The sequence below is a fragment of the Paenibacillus sp. FSL k6-2145 genome, assembly GCF_037976585.1.
Taxonomy (GTDB): Bacteria; Bacillota; Bacilli; order Paenibacillales; family Paenibacillaceae; genus Paenibacillus.
On record NZ_CP150267.1, the window covers coordinates 3,039,395 to 3,064,665 of the forward strand.

Consider the following 25,271-nt stretch of genomic DNA (forward strand, 5'->3'; position numbering starts at 1 on the left):
GTGCAGGTGAATGGTGTTCTTTGTTGTTATGCTATTTTTTTAAAATTATAAAGTTACTTCTGCTCTGGTTTCGGGTCCAGAATGGCATAACTGCCTAGCGTGGCTAATTGTGCTGTATTCAGAAGCGCTTCATCCACTGCAGCAAGGGCTTCACCGGCAGCTGTCATCAGCTCATCAGAGTCAACAGGTGAGGCAAAACGGAGAATGACCCGGTTCTCTCCCTTTTTAAGTTCACTCTCAGCCTTGGTTTTGTACTCATTAAGGGATGCGACTTCGAGATCATTCTGCACATAATAATCATTGGCATCGCTCTCGCCATTAAACATCGCGAGCTCGGAATCAAGCCAGTAATCCTTATCCGCTATTGTTTTCTGACTTGCAGCAGTCTCATCGTTGGCATTGTACAAGAAGTAGGGGATGCCGGAGTTTGTCAGGTTGTTGGTGGCATCCACATGGAACCATTCGTTCCCGATTTTGACCTTGTTCCATGCATGTGGTACACCGCTGGAAGCGCCCGTTACAACGATGCTTTCCAGTCCCGAGAGATCGGAGAGCAATTTGTAGACGGAGGCATAGCTGGCACATACCCCAACACCTTTGACCAGAATACCGTATGTGGTAAACGAGTCATTGAACTGCGGATCGACATTTTTGAAGTTGTTTTGCTCCGCATTTTCCAGCGCTGCATCATCATACTTCGCGTTATCGTTCAGATAATCGTAGATGGCTTTTCGTTTCTCGTCTTCGTTCATGCCATCCTTGATAATGGAAGCCACAACTTCGTTTGCTTTGGCAATAATCTCATCTTGCTTCTTCTGGATACCACTAGCCGATTCATTATAATGAATCGAAAGGGTAAGCGTACCATAGTTGTATTCAAAACCTTCCACACCAAGAATCAAGGGATTCTGGTACATCACTTTCAGAACAACATCCGAGAGTGTCGTGAAATTTTGAGCTTCGGGGAAAGCTTTTAACGAAATTTTATCTTGTGCCGCAATCATGTTTTTGGCTAAAACTTCTTCCAATGCGGAATCTGCATTGATCATTGCATCGCCTGTAGCAGGCTGAGGCACGGTTTCCTGATTACCTTGTTCTACATTTTGCTGTGTATTCGATTTCTGCTCATCTACCAGATTGTTTTCTTCAGCTTCGGGAGCTGGAGCAGGTGTTTCGGTGGAAGTTTCTTCAGAAGCCATATCTGAAGAATTATCAGAAGTATCATTAGAAGCCTCGGTGGATACCGGTTCAGCTGCATTCTCTGAAGTCTCAGTATCGGTTGTGGACTCTGTAGTTGGAGTTTCCGAAGCCGGTGCTTCTTCTGTTTCCGTTGCAGACTCAGGTTCATCATGATTGTTGATGATCGTTGGCACATCAGGTGCAGGGACGTAAGGTGTGTTATTCTTTGGTTCCACCAGTCCGTTGCTGGACTCGGCTACGGTTTGCTGAGCGAGTCTGTCCAGGTCTGCTTGGGTCACATTTTCTACACGTACGTAACTTTTCAGAGCTGTTCCTTTAATGTGAAAAGGAATATTTGTTTCATTGAACTCTGAAATCTCTACGCTTTTGGTATCATAAACAATGGTTTCACGGGCTAGAGATCCGTCATTGTACTCAACTGTTGCTTTCTGAGGAAGTACATCTATATTCTTTAATTTCTCCCTATACAATTGTTCTTTCAGAGATGTTGGTAACTGGGAAGCAAGCGGAGCTGTAGGGACACCTCTGCTAAAATTGGATTCTTTGCCTCCACCGATTGCAGTGACGTAATATTCTCCTCGTAAACCATGGTTCTGATGAGTAGTTATCAGTTCACTATAAGTGCCCAGCCCGCCTCTTCCGTCTTTCATAAAATCATTGAAAGACGTCTCTGTCGTTACCGCAATATCTAAAGGCAGACTATTACTGAAAGCGTCCTCTGCGCCAGTTAGAGGTACATTTGTATCGAATTTGGTTAGGTCAGAACGTTCATAAATTTTATATTCGGTGGCACCCTCAACCTTGTCCCAGACCAACGATAACCGTCTGTCTTTATCAATCTCGTATCTTAGGTTGGGCACAGGCAACTCCGATTTCACTGTAAACGGAATAATGATGGGTTGATCGAGCAGTGTTAGATTTTCCGCATCCGGATCATAATTCAGACGAATGTAATAAATGGGGGCACCGCCCCAAGAGCCTTGATCCTTGTTCTTCATGGAATCTGAGGTTAAAACGCCCCACCCAAGAGGCCTAATGGAAACGTTGTTGCCATTGGTATCGCGAAGGGCATGTACATCGCTTGCTTTGAGTGCTTTAATATCGGTATGTACACTTATAATGTCAATAGCTGACAGGTTATTCTTCCGTAAATCTGCTTTAAACTTGAACGTAAATTCTTCATCTTGAGCTACGTTGTACATCGGCATAATTGCTTGTTCCGATTCGGAGCCGTATTTTTGCTTCAAACTTAAGATGGTAGAACCTTCTACTACTTCGGTAGGATTATTCTCGGACGGACTGCTTTCCTGTTCATTACTCTGGCATCCAGCCAGTAACAGGGTGAGCGCAAACATAATGAAAAATAGACGTTTCATGATACACCGCTTTCTTGTTTTTCTGAGTTGCTCTAATAGCTACGTTGCTACACACCGAAAGATTATCAGATATGGTTAAAACCCTTACTCGAACCTCTTAACGGCCAAACCTCCTATTAATTTCCTAATATCCTTTGCTAGTTTATGGTCATATTGACGCATTGTCAAGGTGTGAGGGTAGGTTTTAAGTCCTGTAGAACAATAGAACAGTTGTAATTCCGTAGCGAGGGGACCATGTTAAAATACAAGAGTTACTATCATATTTATATATATAACAGAATAATTTGAATAGACTGGGGTGGCGTATGACAGCAGAACAGATTGTCAGAACCTTTTTTGAAGAGGTCCGAACAGGGCGGAATCCCGATTATGCAAGCAACGTGATGGCAGAACAAGTACTGGCTCATCAAGTGATATCTGAAGAAGAGGTCACGGTGACCCGAACACCTTCCGATTATGCGGATCATGTGCGAGAGATGATTGAAGCTTACGGGGAATTTTCACTCGAAATTCAAGAGATGCTGACGCAAGGCGATAAAGTTTATGTGCGCTGGAGACAAACAGGTACCCATATTGGCGAAGTGGACGGATACAGTCCAACCAACCTCCCGGTGATTGAAATTGCCAGTGCGGTATACCGAGTGGAAAACGAACAAATTGCAGAGTATTGGATTCAGATCGACAGGTTGGGCATCGAAAAACAATTGGAGCGTAATCGGAGCTGAGGTTCTCAGCTCTTTTTTAGTTTTCAGTTCTTTGTAAGCGTTCCCGTGTTATAATGGACAAAGTTGTATACAAGTTACCTAAAACGTTTTCTGTCTTTTGACTCCATTATCTGAAAGTGAGGTTCAGTGATGATTAAAGCAACGGAAGATAATCAATATGTTGAACTAACCAGCCCGACAAGTTTACCGAAGGCATCCGGATTCCTTTGGAATGAAAAGATGATGATTCATGTGAATTGCCGGGGGTACGCTGTGGCCCAATTCATGCAGCCAGAACCTGCCAAATATTCGTACGCGCCCAACCTGGAAGCGAAGACATTTATGCAACCGGAGCAGCCATACTATGCCCATCATCCGGGACGGTTTGTCTACATTAAAGATGAAATAAGCGGCGAAATCTTCTCAGCCCCGTATGAACCGGTTCGCAAGCAGGCGGAAAGTTATACGTTCGCGGTAGGCAAACACGATATTCATTGGAAAGTGATTCAGGACGACATTTGCATTGAAATGTCCCTGCGTTTGCCGAAGGAAGATGTCATGGAGCTGTGGCGTGTGAAGGTAACCAATCTGTCTTCGAGAAAACGCAAGCTTAGTATCTACCCGTATTTTACGGTTGGTTATATGTCATGGATGAACCAGTCCGGTTCATATGTGGAAGATTTGAAGGGCATTGTCTGCTCGGCGGTTACGCCGTATCAGAAATATCAGGATTATAGCAAAATCAAAAACTACAGCGACAAAACCTATCTGCTTGCAGATCACGAACCGACCGCATGGGAAGTGAATCATGAGAGCTTTGAAGGCGAAGGCGGACTTCATAATCCTTCGGCCCTTCAGTCAGAGACACTCGCTGGTGGAGATGCGCGCTATGAGACACCTGTGGCTGTATTGCAATACAGAGTAGAACTGGAGGCTGGAGCTGAGCAGGCGTACCGATTCATCTTTGGCCCGGCTCATGATGAGACAGAGATTGAGGGCATTCGTCAGCATTATTTTGTGAAGCAGAATAAGGAAGGACAGGATGGGTTCACCGCAGCCGAGCAGGAGTATGCTGGTTATATTGCGGAAGGGCAAGGAAACATCCAGATTGAGACACCGGACAGCTGGCTAGATAATGTCGTAAATCACTGGTTACCTCGCCAGATGTACTATCATGGCAAAACCAATCGTCTGACAACCGATCCGCAGACGCGGAATTATTTGCAGGACAACATGGGCATGAGTTACATTCAGCCACAGATTGCGCGGGCTGCGTTCTTAACCGCTTTGTCTCAACAGCATATAAGCGGCGCGATGCCAGACGGCATTATTTTGCACCCGGACGCAGAACTGAAATATATTAACCAGGTTCCTCATACCGATCACTGCATCTGGCTTCCTGTCTGTATGAAGACCTATTTGGATGAAACGAATGACTATAGCATTTTGGAGGAACAGGTTGCTTTTACAGACAGTGAACAGAAGGTTTCGGTATTGGAACATTTGAATCTTGCGATGCGCTGGTTGATCCATGAGCGGGATGCGCGTGGGTTGAACTACATTAATCAGGGCGACTGGTGTGATCCGATGAACATGGTGGGATACAAAGGCAAAGGCGTATCCGGCTGGCTGACCATTGCGACGGCATATGCATTTAATGTGTGGGCAGATCTTGCTGAACAGGCAGGGCATGCCGAGGTTGCGAAGGAATTCCGTCAGGAAGCCAATCAGACCAATGCGGTAGCCAATGAGTATCTGTGGGATGGGGACTGGTATGCCCGCGGAATTACGGATGATAACGTAGTGTTTGGTGTAAGCAACGACGTGGAAGGGCGCATCTATATCAATCCTCAGAGCTGGGCACTTATGAGCGGTGCTGCGGACCAGGATAAACAGGAGAAGTTAATCCGTGCCGTAGAGGAGCAATTGGAGACGCCATATGGTGTCGAGAAGCTCGCGCCGTCTTTCACCGCCATGCGGGAGGATGTAGGTCGTGTCACGCAGAAACATCCGGGAAGCGCAGAGAATGGTGCAGTGTACAATCACGCGGCGGCGTTCTATATCTACGCGTTGTACCTGGTGGGCGAGAAGGAGAAAGCGTATCGTTTGCTGCGTAAAATGATTCCGGGCCCTGATGGCGAGGATATTCTCCAGCGGGGTCAGCTACCTGTATTTATCCCGAATTATTATCGCGGAGCCTATCATCAATTCCCACGTACAGCCGGGCGCTCCAGTCATCTGTTCAACACCGGCACGGTGCCGTGGGTGTATCGCTGCCTGATCGACGGATTGTTTGGCCTGCAAGGTCATGCACAAGGACTTCAAGTGCGTCCGCAACTACCTGAAGACTGGAACGAGGTATCGGTCACACGTTTGTTCCGCGGAGCTGAGCTGAATGTAAACATGAAGAAGGATGCAACTGTCCAGACGATTGAAGTGCATGTTGACGGTCAACGAATTGCAGGGGACATCATCAAGAACATACAAGCTGGTATGAAATATGAGGTGCTGGTGAAGATTCCTTTGTAGAAAATCGTACGGAGTAGCTGTTGTATGTTGTGAAGAGTTTTGTACATTAAAGAAAGCCGAATTAAAAACTGCCTTTCCTTTATAAGAGGAGGGCAGTTTTTGGTTTCAGCATGGTCAGGACTCATTCCATTCTTTGACTCTGTACCAATAGCTATAAATCTCTGAATAACCCAGCTTGGCGTAGAGCTTTAACGCAGGGGCATTATTAGCTACAACTTGTAGATAACTGGCCGTGGCGCCCTGTTTTTTTGCCCAATGCAAAAGGTGCAGGATCATCTGTTCAGCAAGTCCCCGATTCCGGAAGTTAGCGTCTGTAATGATGTCATACAATCCAATGTAGCCACGTTCAATTACACCGAACCCACAAGCGACGACTTGCCCATCGATCAACAGCGAGATGAAACCTACCTGTGTACGGATGTTATGTAACATTTGTTCCGTCGTTGCCCTTTGCAGATCATTCACCTGATTTAACCTGCAAAAGTGATCCAGCCACGCTGTGGTCAACTGTTCGTCGATTTGTACAGCTTGGTGTACAGGCTCTTTGATATATTCCAGACTCCGAGTCTGGAGGTGGGTGAGATCGACAACTTCATACCCTTTTTCTTGCAAAAGTTGGTCGAGATGATCCGGCTGAATAAACGGCGTGATTTTGAATATGGTACTTAACTGATTGGAAGCATAGATACGCTCACATTCCTCAATCTTTTCATGCACATCCAGAGTGGAGTAGTGGATCGGTTGAACGGAGTTGGCACGTTTGGTATATCCTTTGGCAAAACGGAGTATCCAACCGTCATAAAGTAAAGTTGACAAGGGCTGCCAGTGGTTAAGCGATAGTTCCTCGATGGTTTTGTGTTCGGTATCCGTTGTATGCGTCATATCCAACCTCCGATTTTATGATTAAATAATAATACATAATAATGTATAAAAATACAACAGAAATAGATATATCGCCGAACAGTATGCATTATAGCCGGAGATGGTATACAATTTGATTTGGTTGAATGAATAACTTCAGAAGCGGAGCGCATTATGTTAACTATAGAATTAAATAATCACAGCATTAACTGTCATATCCAATACGGCAAACGCAAGAAAGTGTCCATCACGATGGACTTGCCTTACATGGTAACGATCAAAGCACCGAATGGTACCAGTGAAGACATGATCCGGCAACTTGTAGAGCAGCACGGGGATGTGATTTTGAAGAAATCGGCTCTGATGCAGCGGGCGCTGGATGGTCCTCAAGCCAAGGAATACGAAGATGAGGGCAAGGGGAAGTTTCTGCTTTTTGGCAAGGAGCATGCACTGCATGACTTAATCCCTGTAGAGGGTCTGACAGAAGAAGAGCTGCGAGCGAATCTGAAGAAGTTTTATTTTGCCGAGTGTAAACGCATGATTGGGGAGCGTATCGGACGCTACCAGCAGGAGTTGAAGGTGAAGCCGAAGTCAATAGAGATCGTAGATTCTCCCACGAAGTGGGGCAGTTGTAGCTGGGACAAAAAACTTACGTTCAATTATCGCCTGGCGATGGCGCCACTGGAAGTGATCGATTATGTCATCATTCATGAACTTTGCCATATTCACCACATGAATCATGATCGCTCCTTCTGGCGACGGATCGGCAGTATCATGCCGGATTACAAAACAAAAGAAGATTACCTGATGCGAAATGGTAGAGCCATGACGCTATAATTTCAGGCTTAAGTTTTCACAACCGATACATCCCTCAGTTGCTGTAAAATAGCTGTTCTACTTGTCCATTTGAAGTACAATATAAACAAATATCCCGTACCACGAATCCATTGATGTATCCGTGGTGGAAGGAGTCCAAGATGGCTGAGAGTAACCATTATTCGGTGCTGGTAGATGAATATATCTCGGAGTTTGCACCTGATGTACAGGTGAGATTACAGGCAATAAGACAGATTATTCGTGAAGCGGCTCCGAACGCCGAAGAGAAGATCAGTTACAAGATGCCTACGTATGCACAGCATGGGAATTTGGTTCATTTTGCCGCTTACCAGCATCATATTGGGTTTTACCCTGCTCCCAGGGGAATTCAAGCTTTCCAGGAGGAACTCTCCAAGTATAAAGGGGGAAAGGGGTCTGTCCAGTTTCCGCTGGATCAGCCATTGCCCGAGGATCTCATTCGCCGGATTGTGGAGTATCGCGTGAAAGAAAATGTGGAGATCGCGTTGGAAAAGAAACGCAAAAAAGGAGCACCGAAGTAATTAAAGCTCCTATCACAAAAGCTCGTATCATAAACTATAAAAAACAGTCGGATGCCTATGCATTCCGACTGTTTTTGTTTTTAGATTCTAGGTTTTACTCTGGTCGTATTTTATTTTACTTTAGTTTATTCCTATGCTCTTGCTTCGCTTCTATTCAAAGTAATACGTAACGTCTGAATTACTTGCTGTAGGAATCAGATACATAAAGCTTGGGTCCACTTGCAAGTATATGGTCAGATCGGACACGCCGAGATTGGGAACGGTCAGGCTGAACCGACCATTAGCATCCAGCTTCACCGTTTCAGTGCGAATATGTTTTTCGTCAGGTGAAGGACCGTAAATCTGGAATGAGAATGTTTTGCCTGCATAAGCCGTGAGTGTTCCCCGTACTTTCAGCGTACGATCCGCTGTATATTCGAACTGCATTAGATGGTTATCCAGGTAATCCTCGTTCTCCGTATCCGGGTCTTGGGGCTCTGTTCCAGGGTCTTGTGGTTCTGTCCCAGGATTCTGTGGATCGGTTACAGGCTCTTGTGAAGGATTGCTAACCGAGAAGAAACGTGTCTGATATGAAATTTCTGCTTTGGACCCGTCTTTCTTTTTCAAACCGGTAATGCGAACGTTGAACGTGTCGCCTGCCTTCAAGGATTTCAAATTATCTGGGCGGAAAATAACAGCATAGTTATACCCATAACCATCGGAATTTACATTGAAATAGGCCTTTGCAGGATCACTGCTAACCGGTTTTTTTGCTCCCAGTACCCAAGTTTTCTGATCCGATGAACGCACGATCTCCACCTGTACCTCCGAATTGGAAGGCTTCGCGAAGACGTCCGGATTCAGCTGTGCAGACCAAGCTTGTGACACATTGAATGCCTCAATCGGGAATGCCCCTTTGTTAGGATACAAGTTGTAATTGTAATTGAGTTTTCCAGACCGGCTCGTATCCATCACTTGCATGGTGCTGAAATGGCTTGCATAGTTTTTGTTGTCCCGGGATGCAATCCCGAATCCGACCTTCTTCAGTTGCGGACTCAAAATCCAGCGGCGATGGCCGAGTGCAGCAATGTTACTGGCATCCGAATCATCCATATAAGCTTCAACACTTTGGACTGCAAGGTTTCCTTGAGCACTATAGGAAGCGTACAGATTGGAGCTTGAAGCCGATTTGGCTCCCAGATCAAAAAAGTCTTTTGGCATATCTGCCGGACGAGCTGGGAAGTGAGTCAATTCTCCGGTAGAAACAACGACTGCTCCATGTTGGGCTTGACGATTGAGAGCAGCATCGAGAACGAGATCTCCATCCAAACCGGAGAGATAACGATAGAAGTTGGCTGCACCTAGGGCCTGCTCTAATGTGGAATCACTTACTACACCAGCGACATAAGGTGCCTTGGTCGAGGGATTCTGTGTGAATGTGGCAGTTTGGTTCTTGCCACTCATCCATTGCGTCCATTTCTGACTGATTTCTTGCTCACTTCGCTCAGGCAGCAGACTGTCGACAGGGGCAGCAGCGATCTGCTGGGTCCCCAGCAGCATGAATAAGAGGCCTGCCAGAGGAAGAGAGAGTAACGAGCGGATGTACCTTTTTTGAATAAACATGTTCTAATCTCCTTCTAGTAAAAAAATATTATTATGTATTCGATGTATATTATCGACATTAAAGGTATAATTCGTTAGTTTTTATGAATGCCATTGTTTGTTCGAATTCAGCGTTTTTTCAGCCAGAGCCATTATAATACTCACGGAATCCTGTAATGGAAAAGGAGTTTTGGCATGTCTAAGATGCTGCATAAGTCGTTTTATCTCATTTTGCTCGTGTTTGTTGCGGTGTTTATTGCTTCGTCCTTATTGGTGAGGGCACAGTACAACTACGCCTTGTATGGGGACAATCCCATTTTGGGCATGCAGCAGTGGAGTGTTTTTCTCCCGGTCATTCTTTTGCTTCTTGGTTCAGGTGTCGGGTTATATGCTCTGTGTCTGAAACTGAACAAATACAGCCCGAAGGTTGTTATTCCGATTGTGCTGTTATGTTCTCTGGTCATTCAGATCATCATCATCTTTGTATTTCCGAGAGTGCCTACCGATGATTCGCAGACCGTTCTTTCACTGGCCATGAACATGCTGTATGACCAAGACTACTCCTCGTTTGAAACGGGTGGTTATCTGCACATGTTCCCGTTTAACTACTCGATCGTATTGTACTTAAAGACGTTGCTGTACCTGTTTCCGGACAACTATCTGGTCATCAAACTATTTAATATTTTGTTTTCAACGTTAACAACGTTCATGATTTATCTTATTTATAAACAAGTGAATGACAGCTCTACGGAACGTGATTACGGTGTGTTGATCTTTGCAGCAACGTACCTGCCTTCCTTGTTCCTTAACAACCTGATCTATAACGATGTGATTGCCACAGCATTTCTGACATCTTGTTTATACTTTGTTATTCGTTTTGTACGTGAAAAGTCTTGGAAAACAATCGTCATTGCCGCCGTTTTTCTTGCGATGGGTAATTACTTCCGAAGTATCGGCGTGATCGTGCTAATCGCTGCCATCATAACTATCCTGCTGAATATGCGGAGCATCGGAATGAAGAAAGTCATCATTTCCATCGGTGTGTTGGGTATGTTGTTTAATGTCCCAACCTGGACTCAGAATGCGGTTCTTCAATCCTCTGGAGCTGTGAGTGAACCTGTTGGAGAGAACTCTGCACCGGTCTATATGTGGCTGAATATGGGGATTAATCTTGAGCGTTTTGGCTTCTGGGACAATATGGAGAGTTATCAGATCTATCAGAGGCAGGCCAACTACAATAAGGCTGAGAGCGCAGATTTATTCAAACAAGAGATTGGCATGAAGCTGTCTGAAGCAAGTGCGAGTGACTTGGTGCAGATGTATTACAAAAAGATCATATGGACCTGGACCGAAGGGACATACCAGATGGACCGCTACGGAATCGGCAATGAAAGTTCCATGGGTGCCGGAAGAGGAAGGGGAGGTGGAATCGCAGGCTCCTATAGTTACACGAATGTGATAACAGAACTGTTGCAAGGGGATTCGGCTTATCGGACGGGGTTACTCTGGATCGTATATGTGATGAATTTCTTGATGTACTGTTTTATTTTCATCCGGTTGGTCGTTGGAATTCGTCGTAAACGGTATGACGAAGTTACATTGATCCTGGTTATTCTCGGATTCATTGGGTTTTATATTCTGTGGGAGATTAAGTCCAGATATATCTACCCTGTATATCCACTGTTGGTTGTGCTCTCCTATATGGGGTTCAAAGATACGTATGACTTCATATTCCATCGTAAAGGTACCTTGGAGCAATATTCCCTGAGAAAAAGGTGATCATATGCGAAAAAATAAATATTTCACATCGGTTACGTCACTCCTGCTGATGGGCTGTTTGGTTATGCTGACGGCCTGCGATGTTATAACCGCCCAGAATATTACCAACACCGGTTCTGTGCAAGGCATGAATGGATTCGGCATGCCGAATGGCGGTGGCCTGGGCATGAATGGAGGAACGCCTAGAGGTGGAAGGGGTGGCACGGGTATGAATGACCGTACAGGCAGTCCAGACATGACGCAGGGGATGATGAATGCCGACATGATAGGTAGAGTCATTTCTGTGAATGGAAACACAGTCACGTTAGCGTTACTTGAGGTGCAGGACACCTCATCCCCAAGCATGGAATGGAAGGATACCGGAATGGAGATGAAATTAAATATAAGTGATGATGTTGCTATCACGGAAGGCATGGGGACGCCGCGCTCGGGCAATTCCAGCTCACGTGCGATTTCGTCCATTCAAGTGTCTGATCTTCAAAAAGAAAACATCGTGATGGTGTGGTATAAGGACAACACCGAGACAGTCGAACGGATGATGATTGTCCAGTAAAAAACGATGGGATTATCGTCATTTTGTAATTGCTTACATTTGGCTTATCGGCTATTATGGTAACAACTGGTTTTTTGAAGGGAGTGAGCGTCATGAAACGACGGTCTAAGATGGTATGTTCTATCACTACAATGAAGGTAAACATAAACTGAATAATTCCGGCAGACCATTCAGATACAGTGTGGGACACATCCAGTTTCCCAGTCGATCTGAGATCTGCCGATATATAGGGATATAACTGCTCATTTTTTCTGGCGTATGCGAGGTTTATTTGCTTGTGCAAATTTCTCATACACTCAGAATTTTTAAAAGCCGCAGGCATAGCCTGCGGCTTTTTGCGCGCAAAAATAGGCTTTCGTTGGCTACGAGCAATCCACATGAAATGATTAAAAAGGAGAAATGCCCATGTTAACATTAAAATATTTATTTCAACATAATGATCTTGCCGAGATGATTCTAAAGAATTGGAGTTATGATCCTGAGTCGCTGGACATGTTTCAGTATTATCGTATATCCTCCAATGCCGTGTATCCGTTCAGAGATCAGGGAGAAGTGAGATTACTTCGATTTGCCCCGGTAGAGGAGAAAAATCAAGTCAACCTCAGCGCTGAACTGGAGTTCCTCCGTTATCTTCGAACGAAACAGTATGGAGCCATGGAGCCTGTACCTGCCCATTCAGGGGCAGAACTCGTAGAGGCTCACACGCCATGGGGAACGTACTTTGCTTCCGTATTCAAGCGAGTACCCGGATCGCAGTTAGGAAGCATTGATTTGAATGACTCCATCCTGTACAGCTATGGTCAGGCGTTGGGTGAGCTGCATCATTTATCACGTACATTCATGCCTGAGCAGAAGGAGAAACGTTGGACCTATACAGACGTTTTGAATTGGATGCAGGAGATCCTGAAGGGTTTTCCTGGTGAGACGTCTGCTCTGAATGAGGTGGAGTTTCTCCGAACATATTTTGCAGCCTGGTCTGTGAACAAGCAAAATTTCGGACTCATCCACTACGATTTTGAACTGGATAATGTCTTCTATGATGAAGGTAGCCAGTCTTGTTATGCCATTGATTTTGATGACTCGATGTATCACTGGTACGCGATGGACGTGGAACAGAGTCTGGATAGTTTACGTGAGGAGATCGAGCCTGAACAATGGGAGCAGAAGAAGCAATTGTTCCTGAACGGGTATTGGTCCAAGGCGGGAGAATGTTATGATCTGGAGAGTATGTTCCCCGCTTGTCGCCGTTTTGCCAATCTATATGGATATGTGCGTGTGCTTCGGTCTGCTGCAGAGCAGTTTTCGCATGAGCCGGACTGGATGAATGGATTAAGAGCAAGATTGAGTCGGAAGATGACAGAACAAGCAGGGCAATTTGGTCATCCGATATAAAGTCTACACGTAAAAAGTTATATCCACCAACACATTGAACACTGAACATTGAACGTATGTCATGTCTCATATCAAAATCAGTCCTCATAACAAACAAACCAGCTGGGAATTCAATGTAGAATTCCTAAGCTGGTTTTTACATGTTACTCGGTATAATCACTTATCGCAGTTCGCCCCGCCTCTACACTGATCCAGTAGGCATAATCTTCGCGCACGTCCACATAGAGGTTAAGTTCCTTTGCATCAAGGTTACTTACCGTTAATTTGAAATTGCCATAGGCATCTGTTGTAACCTGCTGCGTTTGGATATACTCTACAGCAGGCGAAGGACCATGGATTTTGATCGGCATCGTCTGGTTGGCATACGCCGGGAACGTACCTTGAAGGACCAGCGTGTGATCGGCAGAATATACAGCTTTCATGGTCTGATCCGGTAATCCGCCGTTCTTTTCATTCTCGGTAGCTTCAGTGGCATTCTTAGGTCTGCTCCATAGTTCGAAGCCTTTTTCCTTCAGGTTCTGGAGAAATACAACGGCCTCTGCCCGGGTCAAGGATTCTTGTCCCGCATAACCTTGCACCGTAGCTGCTGTTTTTCCTGAAGAGTATCCCATGTTCAGCAGATACCGGATGGCATCGTCATCCTGGGTATAATTTTTACCGCCAAGCCCCGCCACGATTACGGCTACTTCTGTTCGGTTCAAGGCATGATTGCGCAGCTTCGGATTCTGTTTGCTGGCATCCAGATTTAGATTCAACGCGGAAGCATAGGTATAATAACGATCACTCCAGATGTTTCCTTTGATAGCTTGTCCCTGTGCAGCATCGATGCTCTGAATGACATGGGAATTCGCATACAGCTTAAACAACATGGAGAGGAATTCGGCTTCACTCACCTGATTGTTGGGTTTGAACGTTCCATCCTCGTATCCACTGACCATCTCCTGTTGAACGGCCCATTGAATGGCATCTTTCGCCCAATGTGTACGGACATCAGTTAATTGGGGAATTCCCGTTACCGTAACTGAGACAACCGCTTCTTTCCCTTCAAAACGAATCCGAATTTCGGCTTTACCAGCCTGAAGTCCAATGATTTTCCCATCCTTGATGGCAATGCGATCTGACGTTGTGGTGAAGGAAACGTTAGACTGTGGAACATAGGATGTTCCGTTATCATTCACGGCAGTGATCGAGGGCAGATCAATCTGTTCTCCTGCTCGAACGTTGAGGTCCCGTTGTCCTGGCGTTATACGGGTAAGTGTTGTATCTTGAACACCGTCAACATGGAAGAAACGTGTGGAGTATGAGATTTCCGCTGCTGTACCGTTTTTCTTTTGCAGACCTGTAATTCGAATGTTGAACGTATCGCCGTTCTTTAACAATTGCACATCGTCGGGACGGAAGATGATGGCGTAGCCATATCCATATCCACCTGTCTCTACATTGAAATAGGCTTGATTAAACCATTGTTTATCCGCAGGGTCCACGTTGTAATAACCGGTTGGAAAGCCACTGTTCTGATTCTTGGCATTAAAGGTCCACGTACGTTGATCGGAAGTCCGAGTCATCTCGACCTGTACCTCAGATAGTGATGGTTTCGCGAATACATTTGTATTCAGTTGAACAGACCAGGCCTGTGTACTGCCAAAGGCTTCGATTGGAAAAGCTCCCTGATTCGGGAACAGGCTGTAGTTGAACGAAGTTCCCCCAGTTCTGCTTTTATCAAATACCTGCATGGCACTATAGTACTGATCATATGTCTTGCCTGCTCCACTACGAGTGGCGAGTCCAAATCCGATTCGTTGCAGTTGTGGACTCAAAATCCAGCGCCGATGACCGAGTCGATCAATATTGGAGGCGTCTGAATCATTCATGTAGGCCTGAATGCTTTTTGTCAGGACGTTATCCTTGGCACTACTGGTAAGGTACAGATTGGAGCTGCTGGCAGACTTTGAACCGGTGTCAAAGAAATCCTTTGGCATATCTCCTGGCTGCTCTGGATAATGGGACAGGTATCCACCCGTGGAGACCACAACAGCCCCATGCTGGGCTTGACGATTTAATGCCGGATCAAGGACAAGATCGCCTTGTAGCCCTGTGATAAAACGATAAAAGTTGGCTGCGTTCAGCCCTTGTTCCAGATAGGCATCACTTACCACACCAGCAGAGTAGGGAGCACTTGTCGAAGGTGTCTCTATATACAGGGGAGATGTATCATTGCCATTCATCCACTGATTCCACTTTTGAACGATCTCCTGCTGACTTCGCTCAGGCAACAAACTGTCGACCTGTTCCGCATGTGCATCTTGAGCACCCCATAACAGAAACAGCAGGCCTGCCAAGGGCAGAGCGAACAGCGAATGCATTTTATTTTTCCGACAAATCATGTTTCCAACCCCTCTCATATCTGAACGTACAAAGAACATATGCATGTACAGCATTATGGTATATTCATCGACATTACAGCTTGTTTTGCTTAGAGCCAGGCATGGGGAGCATAAGGCCGAGCGTGTGAAGGAGGGCGTTTAAATAAGTGAAATTGGTGATTCATTTGTGAAAAAAAAGAGCACAGGCTACCCCGCTGATTCGGGACAGCTTATGCTCTTTCTACATATGTATCTACTTTTTCAGTCAAGACTCAGGTCGAAATCAGGCTCACACATATAATCTAATGGGTACAGATCATCTCGGGCCGAGATTAATGCACGGAAATGTAGATAAAGATTATTGTGCTGTACCACAATGCTACCAACACGATGGGGCATAAGTTCAGCCACGACGAAGACATCCTCGGCATTGTTACATTTAAAAAGAACATTTTTCGGATGAATGACTTCCTCCAGGTAACTGTATGTCATCACGTGAAATGTTTGTCCGCGCCAGTTTGTCTTGATCACTTTATAGGATTGCGTTCGCACCAGACCCAAATAACGTTCCAGCTGGAACGTATGCTCAAATTGCGTAATATAACCTTTTTTGTCCACATCAATCGTAAACTCCACATCATAGCTCACATGCATTTCATCTTTATAAGATCCGTTCATGACCTTCATGTTGTCAAAGTGTGATCCGAATTCCGGATCTTCCACATAGGGAATGGTAACGAGTTCAGGATCAACATGATCTGTAATCTGGCTGTTACTGGAAGGTGGGGTGTAATACTTCGATGGCTGAAGATCAATCGATCCAATCATGCTTCCTGGGAAACCGCGGCTGCAAGTTATTCGCATAGTCATCTCCTTAGTTGTTGGTCAGTAGTTAGACGAACGAGTAAGAATAAAGTTGCACCAGAATAAGGAAATGAAAGATCGAGCCAGTAGTTCACACTCCTGAGAAAATTTAGATCAGAGTCAGTATATTAATACTTCTTTATTTGAGATTTTGTTATATTCAGAAAAATATACTCTATATTTTTGATCTTTTACAATCCAAATTTCGTTAATTGTTTGTAGAGGGGGTGAGGGAGCGTTGAATGATGAAGAGCTTATTCAAGAAATTCGTGAAGGTAGCCGAGCTGCCATGGAAGTACTGGTGAAACGGCATTATAAGTCGATATTTGCTTATGTTTACCGAAAAACTGGAGAGTACCATACTGCTTATGATCTCACTCAAGAGGTATTTGTAAAAATGATGAATTCCCTGAACAAGTATCAGAACACAGGACAATTCAGTCACTGGCTACTGAAGATTGCAGTGAACCATTGTAGAGATTATTATCGTGGGCGGGAGTTCAAGCAGCAACAAAGAGAGAGTGAATTAACTGAGGATGCGTTCCCTGCCAGTGAAAAACAGAATGTTTGGAATATTTTTCATAAGCAATTTCAGAACGAGCAAGTCAGGCGGGCAGTATTAAGTTTGCCTGATCACCAGCGAGATGCAGTCATTCTAAACTATTACAATGGATTGAAGATCAGGGAAGTTGCTGAACTTACGGGAACCAACGAATCGACCGTGAAGTCACGCATTCGATTGGGGATAACGAAATTAAAGGAGATTATTGTGGGAGGTGAACGGGATGAAAAGCAGAGGAAACGGAGATGAATCGAATCCTGTAGCAGAGTTGGAAATAGAAGAGTACAACGAAATTGCCTCATATCTGGATGAGTATCCGGTTGAGTTTCCATCCGAGATGGAGATTGACAAGACAATTAGGATACTGGATACATATATGCCAGATCACATGAATGCTCACCTGAAACAAAAATCATCTGGGAATTCAGTTAAGGAATTGTTTCAGTTAGTTTATGGTGAGGTTGCTGTCTTCCACAAATCTTACTGGTTAGTCTGTTCAATGCTCTTGTTGTTCGGCTATTGGCTAGGTACCCACAGTACGACAGACCCGTACATGAGTGTATTCTTTATAGTTCCTGTCCCATTTGTACTTGGTTTGCTAGAAGTTTTCAAAGGTCGAGATCAAGGATTAATGGAAATCGAGCTGACCTGCAAAATTACAGCACAGCAACTGATGCTTACCCGTCTAATCGTAGTGCTCATTGGGAACATGGCGTTTGTTTTTTTGCTTAATTTACTTATATCAAACGAAACAGGTGTTTCCATATCATGGAGTGCTATCAGCCTTTCGTATACACAGCTTATGATCGCAGCAGGTACAAGTCTATGGCTCGCGATGCGTATCAGAGGTGGGACAGCCGTCAGTATCTTTTTAATTGTGTGGTTCGCACTGGTTTGGCTTGTACTAAGTAATCCCGAATTGAAGACTCTACTTCAAACGATCCAGCCCACAGTACTTATAGCGATGGCTCTATGCGGAGTCCTACTATTAATCAGTCAGATCTATGAGATGGCAAGAAAATATACATTACAGACAGAAAGAGGTTACTCCTTTGATACTGACCATGGATAACGTATCTAAGAAATACAGGAACAAGTTGGCGGTAAAAGAAGTCTCACTGGAACTATCTAGTGGTGGTGTTTACGGTCTCCTTGGGCCGAATGGAGCAGGGAAGACAACATTGCTTCGCATGATTGTAGACATTTCCAAGCCTACGTCTGGACAAATTTTGTTGAACGGGCGGTCTATCCAAAACATGGGAGACCGTTATCGAAGTTTGTTAGGCTACATGCCGCAACGATTTGGATTTTATAACCGATTCAGTGCTTATAAGTTTCTAATGTATATGTGCTCTTTGAAAGGGATCGGTATTAATCAAGCTTCAGCACGTGTGCAGGAAACGTTAGTGATGGTGGGCCTTGAAAATCAAGCACAACATAAAATCCGCACATTCTCCGAAGGAATGAAGCAGCGATTGGGAATTGCCCAAGCTTTGCTGAATGATCCACAAATTTTGATTCTTGACGAACCTACAGCTGGATTGGATCCCAAAGAGCGCATTCGATTTCGTAACATTATCGGCGAGCTGGGAAGAGATCGTATTGTGATGTTATCTACGCATATCATTTCTGATTTGGAGTTTTCATGTAAGGAGATGATTCTGATGAATGAAGGGCAGCTCATCGCCCATAATACTCCGGAAGAGATTATGAACCGGATGAAAAATACCGTATGGAAAGCGAAATTGAATTCGCAGCAACTTGCTGATCTTACCTCTCATTTCAAAGTAAGTGGTTTATCTTATGAGTCAGATGGAATCGTAGCCCGAATTCTGGCCAAAGAACAGCCTGTTCCGCAAGCCGTACCAGAATCACCTCGGCTTGAAGATGTGTATATGCACTATTTTGGAGAGGAGACGAAGTCTTGATTCGTTTAACTCAATTCGAGTTTTATAAAATTATAACGCGTAAAAGTATTGGTATAGCAATGTCTATGTTAATTGTTTTTCTAGTCGTATACTCTTTTTGGAGGCATCCTGGGATAATGGATGGTTCCGCTTTTTACAAACCTTATGAAGGTCCTATTACAACAGAGAAGGTAAAAATCGCACATAATCAATATGATTCCATTTGGGATAGTACCAAAGGTAGATACCAGTATGGTGCATTTTACGATATTGTGTTTTTTTCTCCAGAAACGATGAAGAACAGCACACGATATGATGATCGTGGCAACATTTTGGAGCGAACAGTGAATGTATCCGAGATTTATTATAATAAACCTTGGGGCTACCTTCTGGAATACATTGATCAATTCGGTGTAGTTTTTATGATGATTATGATTCTGCTAGGGTTGGCTCCAGTATTTACCGAAGAATATGTACTAGGTACAGCATCACTACTGCGTAGCAGCAAAAGAGGCAAAAGCAAGCTCGTATCAGCAAAATGCATTGCTTCCATATTGTACGTTGTGATGTGTGTCGTTTTATTTACTGGGGTAAACTTGGTTTTATATTGGTTAAGGTTTGGTAATCTAGCTGGGGCGGATACTTCCATACAGAGCGTGGGCATGTATGTTTACAGCTTTGATTATGAGTTCTCACCATATACGTTTACTGCTTTTCAATATTATTTAGTTCAATTGTTTACTCATATAGCAGGTAGCTTGGTCTTTGCATCTGTTGTTTTACTGGTATCCGTCCTCAGTTCTACATCCTTTATAGCTATAATTGTGAATACCGTGATAGTAGGTCTGCCATACTTGGCCTTTGACGTATTAAATTTGAATTCCGGGTCATTAAATTGGGTCGAGAAATTTTCGATAAGTACAATGATACGGGTAACAGGGCTTTATCAAACACCAATAAACTATTCCTTATTCGGACTGAATATGTCTTATTTAACGTTATATATAGTTGTGATGGCTTTCATGACTGTTTCGACTATACTTGCCACATATCGTATATTCCACGGCCGGGAAGTGTTTTCTTGAGTGAAGCTATGAGTAATTCCTTTTTAGAAATAAGGTTCGCAGTCACTGCGGACTTTTTTTATTTGCAGGTATACTGGCACTATTTCCAATCTACTTACTCTTTTGATACAGTATCTGTAGGACATATCGGAGGTATATATTATGTATGGAACAATGTTTTCATGAATGGGTCATGGAGAACCGTGCCCCATATCGCTCTCGAGAGGAGTCCATCTAATGAATGTGAATGATAAGGTGATCGAACAGCAGTCCCTTACCTTTGTGGGCATCAAACGAACGTTCTCTTGTGTGGATGGTGAGAATTTAAGAGAAATTCCTAAGATGTGGCAGGATGCTTTGGCAGACGGAATTGAGGAACGTTTAAACGGGTTCAATAACGGAGCCATTCCCGGTCTGGTGGGCATCTGTGTAGATCAGAGAGAGCTGCAGGACAATCAAATGGAGTATTGGATTGCTACCTCTCACTCAGGTGAAGTGCCTGAAGGTTTGGTTTCCATCGAACTTCCCGCGTCCCATTGGGTTGTATTTGAGGCCGATGAATTAGAGCCGGAGGCGATACAACGCTTGTGGCACCATATTATGACAGATTGGTTTCCCTCCACTTCATATCAGCATGCAGGGATTCCGGAACTTGAAGTGTATAGAGGTCACGGCACACCTCCCCAAGTCTGGATACCTGTAAAATCTGTGTGAGCAAAATTGAATTAGGAGGTCTACGATGTTATCTAATAAAGTAATTGATCATTGCCAGGAGCAAGGCTGGTGGCATGAAGATGTTCCAGCAGCATACGAAGAAGCATTGCGGAAGCTTGAGATTGATCTTCAATCGGATTTCGCACAATTTTATCTATATGCAGAGGATGGACCGACTTTTTACAGCAGGCATCAGGAGTTGTATCAGATCTGCTGGTTTATGGAGAACACTGTATATATGGAAGACATGAATGTAGCACAGCTTACACTGGGACTTCCCGAGGCGTATATTCCACTGGACAGTTTTGAAGGTGAAGGTGGATTTTTCTACAACCGTCAGACGGGAGAAGTGGTGCTGGTGGAACTGGGCGAATCGATTGAACGGTTTCTTAATGGCGAGAGTGAGCCGCAGTGGGCTGATTTCAATGCTTTTCTGGAGTGGTATTTCGTCCTGGGGGAGGAGACGGTGCAATGAAAGATCTAACACCGGAACATGCCGAACTGGAGCGACAAATTGTAGAAACGGTAGAAGCCGGTAATGTGCTGGATGAGACGCAACAACATGAACAAGCACTTATCTATTATGATCAGGCATGGGGCATGTTGCCCGAGCCTAAGATGGAATGGGAGATTGCAAGCTGGATCGCATCCTGTCATGCGAATGCACATATCGATCTGAAGCAGTATGAACTGGCGAAGCCGTGGGCTGAGATATCGTTAAGTACGCGGAGTTCGGATAGAAGTACGAGTCCGTTGATCGATCTCGGCATGATCTGCATGAGACTTGAACAGCATGACGAGGCGTATTCGTATTTGCATCAGGCGTATGAGTTCGGCAAAGAGCGGGCATTCCAGGGAAGCCCAAGGGACGTGTTGAACTATTATAAGGAAGAGCGCGCCAAGCGTACCTAGAGTGATTCCGACCATACCATGAAACGAAAAGGGTACCCCGTTTTGGCCAAAATATGACCACAGGAGTACCCTTTCGAGTTGAATATTCGTTTATTACAGGATGTTCGACTTCATCTAATCCGAAATGTTACGCGTATAGTATTCAATAATATCCTTACGACGGATAATACCGAGGAAGACACGATCGACATCCACCACGGGCACAAAATTTTGGTCTGCTGCAAGTGTCAGCATATCCTCCATTTCAGCCTCAATGAATACACATTCATTATATACCCGATTGTTAATCTCATGGACTTGAACCTGATCCATCGTATCAAAAGTCAATCCGGGTGTATTTCGCATTTTCCATAACAAATCGCCTTCGGACAGGGTAGCAACATATTTTCCATCCTGGTCAATCACGGGAATGGCGGTGTAGTGTTGCGATTCCAATTGCTCAATAGCATCTTTCATGGAAGCGGTAGACTTGATATAGGCCACTTCGGCTTTGGGGAGTAAAAAATAGCTGATTTCCATCATCGGGCTCCTTTTCAGCCTTTTGCATAGCAAAAAAGCTTTAGTATGTAATCTCACTCTTCTTATTTAAACATATTATGTGAGCTTTCGGCTATTTTTAATGATAAATTCGTCAGATTTGTTTCATTGTTTAAATGACTCTGGAAATCTATAGTGTATATTAGAGGTGATGTAACCATGAAATCCAAACGTAAATTAATGTACGGACTGCTGCCCATCTTGTTTGCAGGTGGAATCGGAATGTATCTATACATGCAGAATAACAAAGAAGCAGAGGCTAAACCCCAGACTACCGTGAATCAATACATAGAGCATCTGCAAAAAAAAGAATTTGACCAGTTGTACAGCTTGATGACACCTGCTTCGCTGCAAGAGTCGGGCATGAACAAGGAACAATTTGTTGAGAAATACAATGCGATCTATTCGGGTATGGAAGTATCCACCGTCAAAGCGGAGGTTCAGCCTGTGGATGTTGCCGAAACGGCTTCCGATGGCAGTAAGACTGATACAGATAAACAAAACCCGGATACGTATGAGGTGGATTATAATCTGCAACTGACAACTTTTTTGGGAGAAGTCAGTGAGACGCATACATTGAAACTGGTCCGGCAAGAGCTTGAGGACGGAGGCAAAAACTGGCAAATAAACTGGCAGCCTTCGCTGATCCTGAATGACATGGTTAAGGGCAGTAAGGTACGAGTGAGGACGCTGTTCCCGGATCGTGGAGACATTGTAGATCGTGATGGTTTGCCACTCGCTACCAAGGGAACGATGAATGAATGGGGCATTGTACCGGAGAAACTTGGTGATAACCCGGACCAGATGATTACCCGAATCGCGAGCCATTATCAGGTTTCGGAAGATGCCATTCATAAGGCGCTTGCTCAGACATGGGTGAAGCCGGAGTATTTTGTCCCGATTGGTTCAACGGAGGAGTTTGACGTGCCAGAATCTTTAAGCGGGGTTACGATGCAAAGCAAGGAAATCCGTTATTATCCACTCGGCGAGGCGGCTGCGCACCTGATTGGTTACGTGCGCAAAGCCACCAAGGAAGATCTGGATAAGGATACGGAAGGGTATTATCGTGCCGAGGATTGGATCGGTAAAGCGGGTTTGGAGCAGTCCATGGAGAAACAGCTGCGTGGTGAACGTGGTGGTCTGATCGAAATCACCGATGAATCCGGTAACTCCCGTTCTGAGCTTATTCGTAAGGATGCTGTAGATGGACAGAATGTTCAGCTGACGATTAGCTCCAAACAGCAAAAGAAACTGTATCAGACATTATCCAGCGGAGGAGACGCAGGTGCGATGGTTCTGATGAATCCGACGGACGGCAACCTGCTGGCGTTGGTTAGTGCGCCTTCCTATAACCCGAACAAGATGGTTACAGGGCTTACTCAGGCAGAGTGGGATGCTTATTCGGCGAATGAGAAGCTTCCTTTTATCAACAGAGTCACTACCCGGTATGCACCAGGATCAACCTTCAAAGCGATTACAGCCGCAGCGGGACTGATGGAGAAGGTGACCACAGCGGACAAAACACATGATATCTCTGGCTTGCAATGGCGCAAAAATGATAGTTGGGGCGGTTACTATGTTAAGCGTGTGAAGAGTTTATCCCCGGTTAACATGGTCGATGCTCTGGTGTACTCGGACAATATTTACTTTGCCATGGAAGCGATCGAGATGGGCAGCGCCAAGTTTATTGATGGGATCCAGAAGTTTGGTTTTGGCGATAACTTTGGACTGGATGAACTGTATCTGAAGCCAAGCCAATATGCCAATGAAGCACATCTGGATCTGTCGTCTGAGGTATTACTCGCTGATACGTCCTACGGGCAAGGGGAGATGTTGATGTCCCCGATTCATCTGGCATCGTCATTTACACCTTTTATTAATGAGGGGAAACTGGTGAAACCTGTTCTGATTGAGGGAAAAGAAAGCACTGAGCCTGAGGTAATCATTACTCCGGAAGCCGCAAATACGGTTAAGGATGCATTGGGAGAAGTTGTTTCCCGGCAGGGAGGTACCGCCCATACCTTGAATTCAATTTCTGGAGGACTCGCGGGCAAGACAGGAACAGCAGAATTGAAAGCGAAGAAGGGAGAGAAGGGACAGGAAAACGGATTTTTCGTAGTATTTGATACCGACTCTCCGACCTTCCTGTTATCCGCTGTAATTGAAGAGGTGAACGGCCGGGGCGGAAGCCACTATGTCGTGGATAAATTAAAGCCTTTCTTGGAAAAGTTGGAGATTGCGCAGTAACTCTGATTTAATATATAGCCTCCGCAAACATAATGAAAAGACCCGGTCACCATGTTATAGTTCGAACATGAGACTGGGCCTTTTTTGTTTCATTTTATTCAATATGGAATCATTTAATTCCGAGCAGTAATCACAAGTTGGAATATCACTAATTGTATTCAATTGACAGCGTATTCGCGAGGTGTTATTTTGAGGTGGAATCTATTCTATGAGTTCGAGGTGATCGATGGTGGCTATTCGTGCTAAGCAGATTTTTGTCAATTTACCTGTTCAAGATTTGAAGAAATCCGTTGAGTTTTTTACCAAGGTGGGGTTTGAGTTTGACGCCAATTTTACGGACGAGTCTGCTACTTGTATGATCATCGGGGAAAATATTTACGCCATGCTTCTGGTGGAGGAACGTTTCCAATCCTTCATCTCGAAAAAAATCTCCAATGCTGCCGATACAACCGAAGTCATCGTTGCCCTGTCTGTAGATAGCCGTGAGCAGGTAGATGTGATTGTACAAGCTGCCCTTGATGCAGGAGCGAAGCCATCCAACGAACCACAAGATCACGGATTCATGTACGGATGGAGTTTTCAGGATCTGGATGATCATCTGTGGGAAGTCTCCTATATGGATCTAAGCGCTTTTCCTTCGGCGTGACAAAATGAAAATAAGTAGAGCCTTCCTATAGTTTATAGGAAGGTTTTTTTGCATCCATTTATTATCGGAAGTATGCATTCACACATCCCCATGTACATGGACAT

General features: G+C 44.6%; 22 protein-coding genes. 16 read left to right on the plus strand and 6 right to left on the minus strand.

The features are described 5' to 3' along the window. Window positions 1–53: 53 nt before the first annotated feature. A complete protein-coding gene (locus NZ043_RS13510; RefSeq protein ID WP_339312195.1) occupies window positions 54–2,576 on the minus strand; it encodes a transglutaminase domain-containing protein in 2,523 nt (840 codons plus the stop codon). A gap of 305 nt (window positions 2,577–2,881) precedes the next feature. On the opposite strand from NZ043_RS13510, the gene NZ043_RS13515 reads away from it, so the two are divergent. Together NZ043_RS13515 and NZ043_RS13520 are read left to right on the plus strand one after the other, a co-directional pair. Next, on the plus strand, window positions 2,882–3,301 hold the full coding sequence (locus NZ043_RS13515) for an ester cyclase (RefSeq protein ID WP_339312197.1): 420 nt from the start codon (window positions 2,882–2,884) through the stop codon (window positions 3,299–3,301). Between the two features lie 129 nt (window positions 3,302–3,430). Then, a complete protein-coding gene (locus NZ043_RS13520; protein WP_339312198.1) occupies window positions 3,431–5,809 on the plus strand; it encodes a glycosyl hydrolase family 65 protein in 2,379 nt (792 codons plus the stop codon). Window positions 5,810–5,923: 114 nt separating this feature from the next. On the opposite strand, the gene NZ043_RS13525 is transcribed toward NZ043_RS13520, so the two are convergent. Further along, window positions 5,924–6,691: a GNAT family N-acetyltransferase gene (locus tag NZ043_RS13525; RefSeq protein WP_091038901.1), complete on the minus strand. Its 768-nt coding sequence runs from the start codon at window positions 6,689–6,691 to the stop codon at window positions 5,924–5,926. A gap of 153 nt (window positions 6,692–6,844) precedes the next feature. Here NZ043_RS13525 and NZ043_RS13530 point away from each other — a divergent pair, with 153 nt between their 5' ends. Then, the gene (locus NZ043_RS13530; protein ID WP_091038903.1) at window positions 6,845–7,507 is read left to right on the plus strand and encodes a SprT family zinc-dependent metalloprotease; all 663 of its coding nucleotides are present in this window, start codon (window positions 6,845–6,847) and stop codon (window positions 7,505–7,507) included. Between the two features lie 140 nt (window positions 7,508–7,647). Next, a complete protein-coding gene (locus tag NZ043_RS13535) occupies window positions 7,648–8,046 on the plus strand; it encodes a DUF1801 domain-containing protein (RefSeq protein WP_091038905.1) in 399 nt (132 codons plus the stop codon). Between the two features lie 150 nt (window positions 8,047–8,196). On the opposite strand, the gene NZ043_RS13540 is transcribed toward NZ043_RS13535, so the two are convergent. Continuing rightward, window positions 8,197–9,648: a CAP domain-containing protein gene (locus NZ043_RS13540; RefSeq protein ID WP_339312201.1), complete on the minus strand. Its 1,452-nt coding sequence runs from the start codon at window positions 9,646–9,648 to the stop codon at window positions 8,197–8,199. 174 nt (window positions 9,649–9,822) lie between these two features. On the opposite strand from NZ043_RS13540, the gene NZ043_RS13545 reads away from it, so the two are divergent. The 3 genes from NZ043_RS13545 (at window position 9,823) to NZ043_RS13555 (ending at window position 13,351) form a co-directional block, all read left to right on the plus strand. Further along, window positions 9,823–11,406 (plus strand): glycosyltransferase family 39 protein, encoded by a 1,584-nt coding sequence (locus NZ043_RS13545; RefSeq protein ID WP_339312203.1) that lies wholly within the window; start codon window positions 9,823–9,825, stop codon window positions 11,404–11,406. Window positions 11,407–11,410: 4 nt separating this feature from the next. Next, window positions 11,411–11,959, plus strand: a complete 549-nt coding sequence (locus NZ043_RS13550) for a hypothetical protein (protein ID WP_091038910.1) — start codon at window positions 11,411–11,413, stop codon at window positions 11,957–11,959. Between the two features lie 405 nt (window positions 11,960–12,364). Then, on the plus strand, window positions 12,365–13,351 hold the full coding sequence (locus tag NZ043_RS13555) for a phosphotransferase (RefSeq protein ID WP_339312206.1): 987 nt from the start codon (window positions 12,365–12,367) through the stop codon (window positions 13,349–13,351). A 143-nt stretch (window positions 13,352–13,494) separates the two neighbouring features. On the opposite strand, the gene NZ043_RS13560 is transcribed toward NZ043_RS13555, so the two are convergent. Both NZ043_RS13560 and NZ043_RS13565 read right to left on the minus strand, forming a co-directional pair. Next, entirely contained in the window at window positions 13,495–15,735 is a 2,241-nt protein-coding gene (locus NZ043_RS13560; RefSeq protein ID WP_165980440.1) for an S-layer homology domain-containing protein, read from the minus strand. A 240-nt stretch (window positions 15,736–15,975) separates the two neighbouring features. Next, window positions 15,976–16,578 carry a hypothetical protein gene (locus tag NZ043_RS13565; RefSeq protein ID WP_339312209.1) on the minus strand — a complete coding sequence of 201 codons (603 nt, stop codon included), beginning with the start codon at window positions 16,576–16,578 and terminating at the stop codon, window positions 15,976–15,978. Window positions 16,579–16,816: 238 nt separating this feature from the next. Between NZ043_RS13565 and NZ043_RS13570 the strand changes: the two genes are divergently transcribed. The 7 genes from NZ043_RS13570 to NZ043_RS13600 all read left to right on the plus strand — a co-directional run bounded on the left by NZ043_RS13570 (window position 16,817) and on the right by NZ043_RS13600 (window position 21,737). Next, window positions 16,817–17,389 (plus strand): RNA polymerase sigma factor, encoded by a 573-nt coding sequence (locus tag NZ043_RS13570; RefSeq protein WP_240768323.1) that lies wholly within the window; start codon window positions 16,817–16,819, stop codon window positions 17,387–17,389. Further along, window positions 17,364–18,212 carry a hypothetical protein gene (locus tag NZ043_RS13575; protein WP_133387320.1) on the plus strand — a complete coding sequence of 283 codons (849 nt, stop codon included), beginning with the start codon at window positions 17,364–17,366 and terminating at the stop codon, window positions 18,210–18,212. Before NZ043_RS13570 ends, NZ043_RS13575 begins: the two co-directional genes overlap by 26 nt. Beyond that, window positions 18,193–19,068, plus strand: a complete 876-nt coding sequence (locus NZ043_RS13580) for an ABC transporter ATP-binding protein (RefSeq protein WP_249913498.1) — start codon at window positions 18,193–18,195, stop codon at window positions 19,066–19,068. Before NZ043_RS13575 ends, NZ043_RS13580 begins: the two co-directional genes overlap by 20 nt. Next, window positions 19,065–20,132, plus strand: coding sequence for a hypothetical protein (locus tag NZ043_RS13585; RefSeq protein ID WP_133387318.1), 1,068 nt, complete (start codon window positions 19,065–19,067; stop codon window positions 20,130–20,132). Before NZ043_RS13580 ends, NZ043_RS13585 begins: the two co-directional genes overlap by 4 nt. Before the next feature lie 216 nt (window positions 20,133–20,348). Continuing rightward, complete coding sequence (locus tag NZ043_RS13590) at window positions 20,349–20,825, plus strand: GyrI-like domain-containing protein (protein ID WP_133387317.1); 477 nt, start codon at window positions 20,349–20,351, stop codon at window positions 20,823–20,825. Between the two features lie 25 nt (window positions 20,826–20,850). Continuing rightward, window positions 20,851–21,300 (plus strand): hypothetical protein, encoded by a 450-nt coding sequence (locus NZ043_RS13595; RefSeq protein ID WP_339312213.1) that lies wholly within the window; start codon window positions 20,851–20,853, stop codon window positions 21,298–21,300. Then, the gene (locus NZ043_RS13600; protein WP_133387315.1) at window positions 21,297–21,737 is read left to right on the plus strand and encodes a hypothetical protein; all 441 of its coding nucleotides are present in this window, start codon (window positions 21,297–21,299) and stop codon (window positions 21,735–21,737) included. Before NZ043_RS13595 ends, NZ043_RS13600 begins: the two co-directional genes overlap by 4 nt. Window positions 21,738–21,851: 114 nt before the next feature. Here the strand turns inward: NZ043_RS13600 and NZ043_RS13605 are convergent, their stop codons facing one another. Further along, entirely contained in the window at window positions 21,852–22,256 is a 405-nt protein-coding gene (locus NZ043_RS13605) for a CBS domain-containing protein (protein WP_047840578.1), read from the minus strand. A gap of 177 nt (window positions 22,257–22,433) precedes the next feature. On the opposite strand from NZ043_RS13605, the gene NZ043_RS13610 reads away from it, so the two are divergent. Together NZ043_RS13610 and NZ043_RS13615 are read left to right on the plus strand one after the other, a co-directional pair. Continuing rightward, window positions 22,434–24,521 carry a penicillin-binding transpeptidase domain-containing protein gene (locus tag NZ043_RS13610; protein ID WP_339312215.1) on the plus strand — a complete coding sequence of 696 codons (2,088 nt, stop codon included), beginning with the start codon at window positions 22,434–22,436 and terminating at the stop codon, window positions 24,519–24,521. Between the two features lie 229 nt (window positions 24,522–24,750). Beyond that, window positions 24,751–25,167, plus strand: coding sequence for a VOC family protein (locus NZ043_RS13615; RefSeq protein ID WP_133387314.1), 417 nt, complete (start codon window positions 24,751–24,753; stop codon window positions 25,165–25,167). Window positions 25,168–25,271 lie beyond the last annotated feature (104 nt).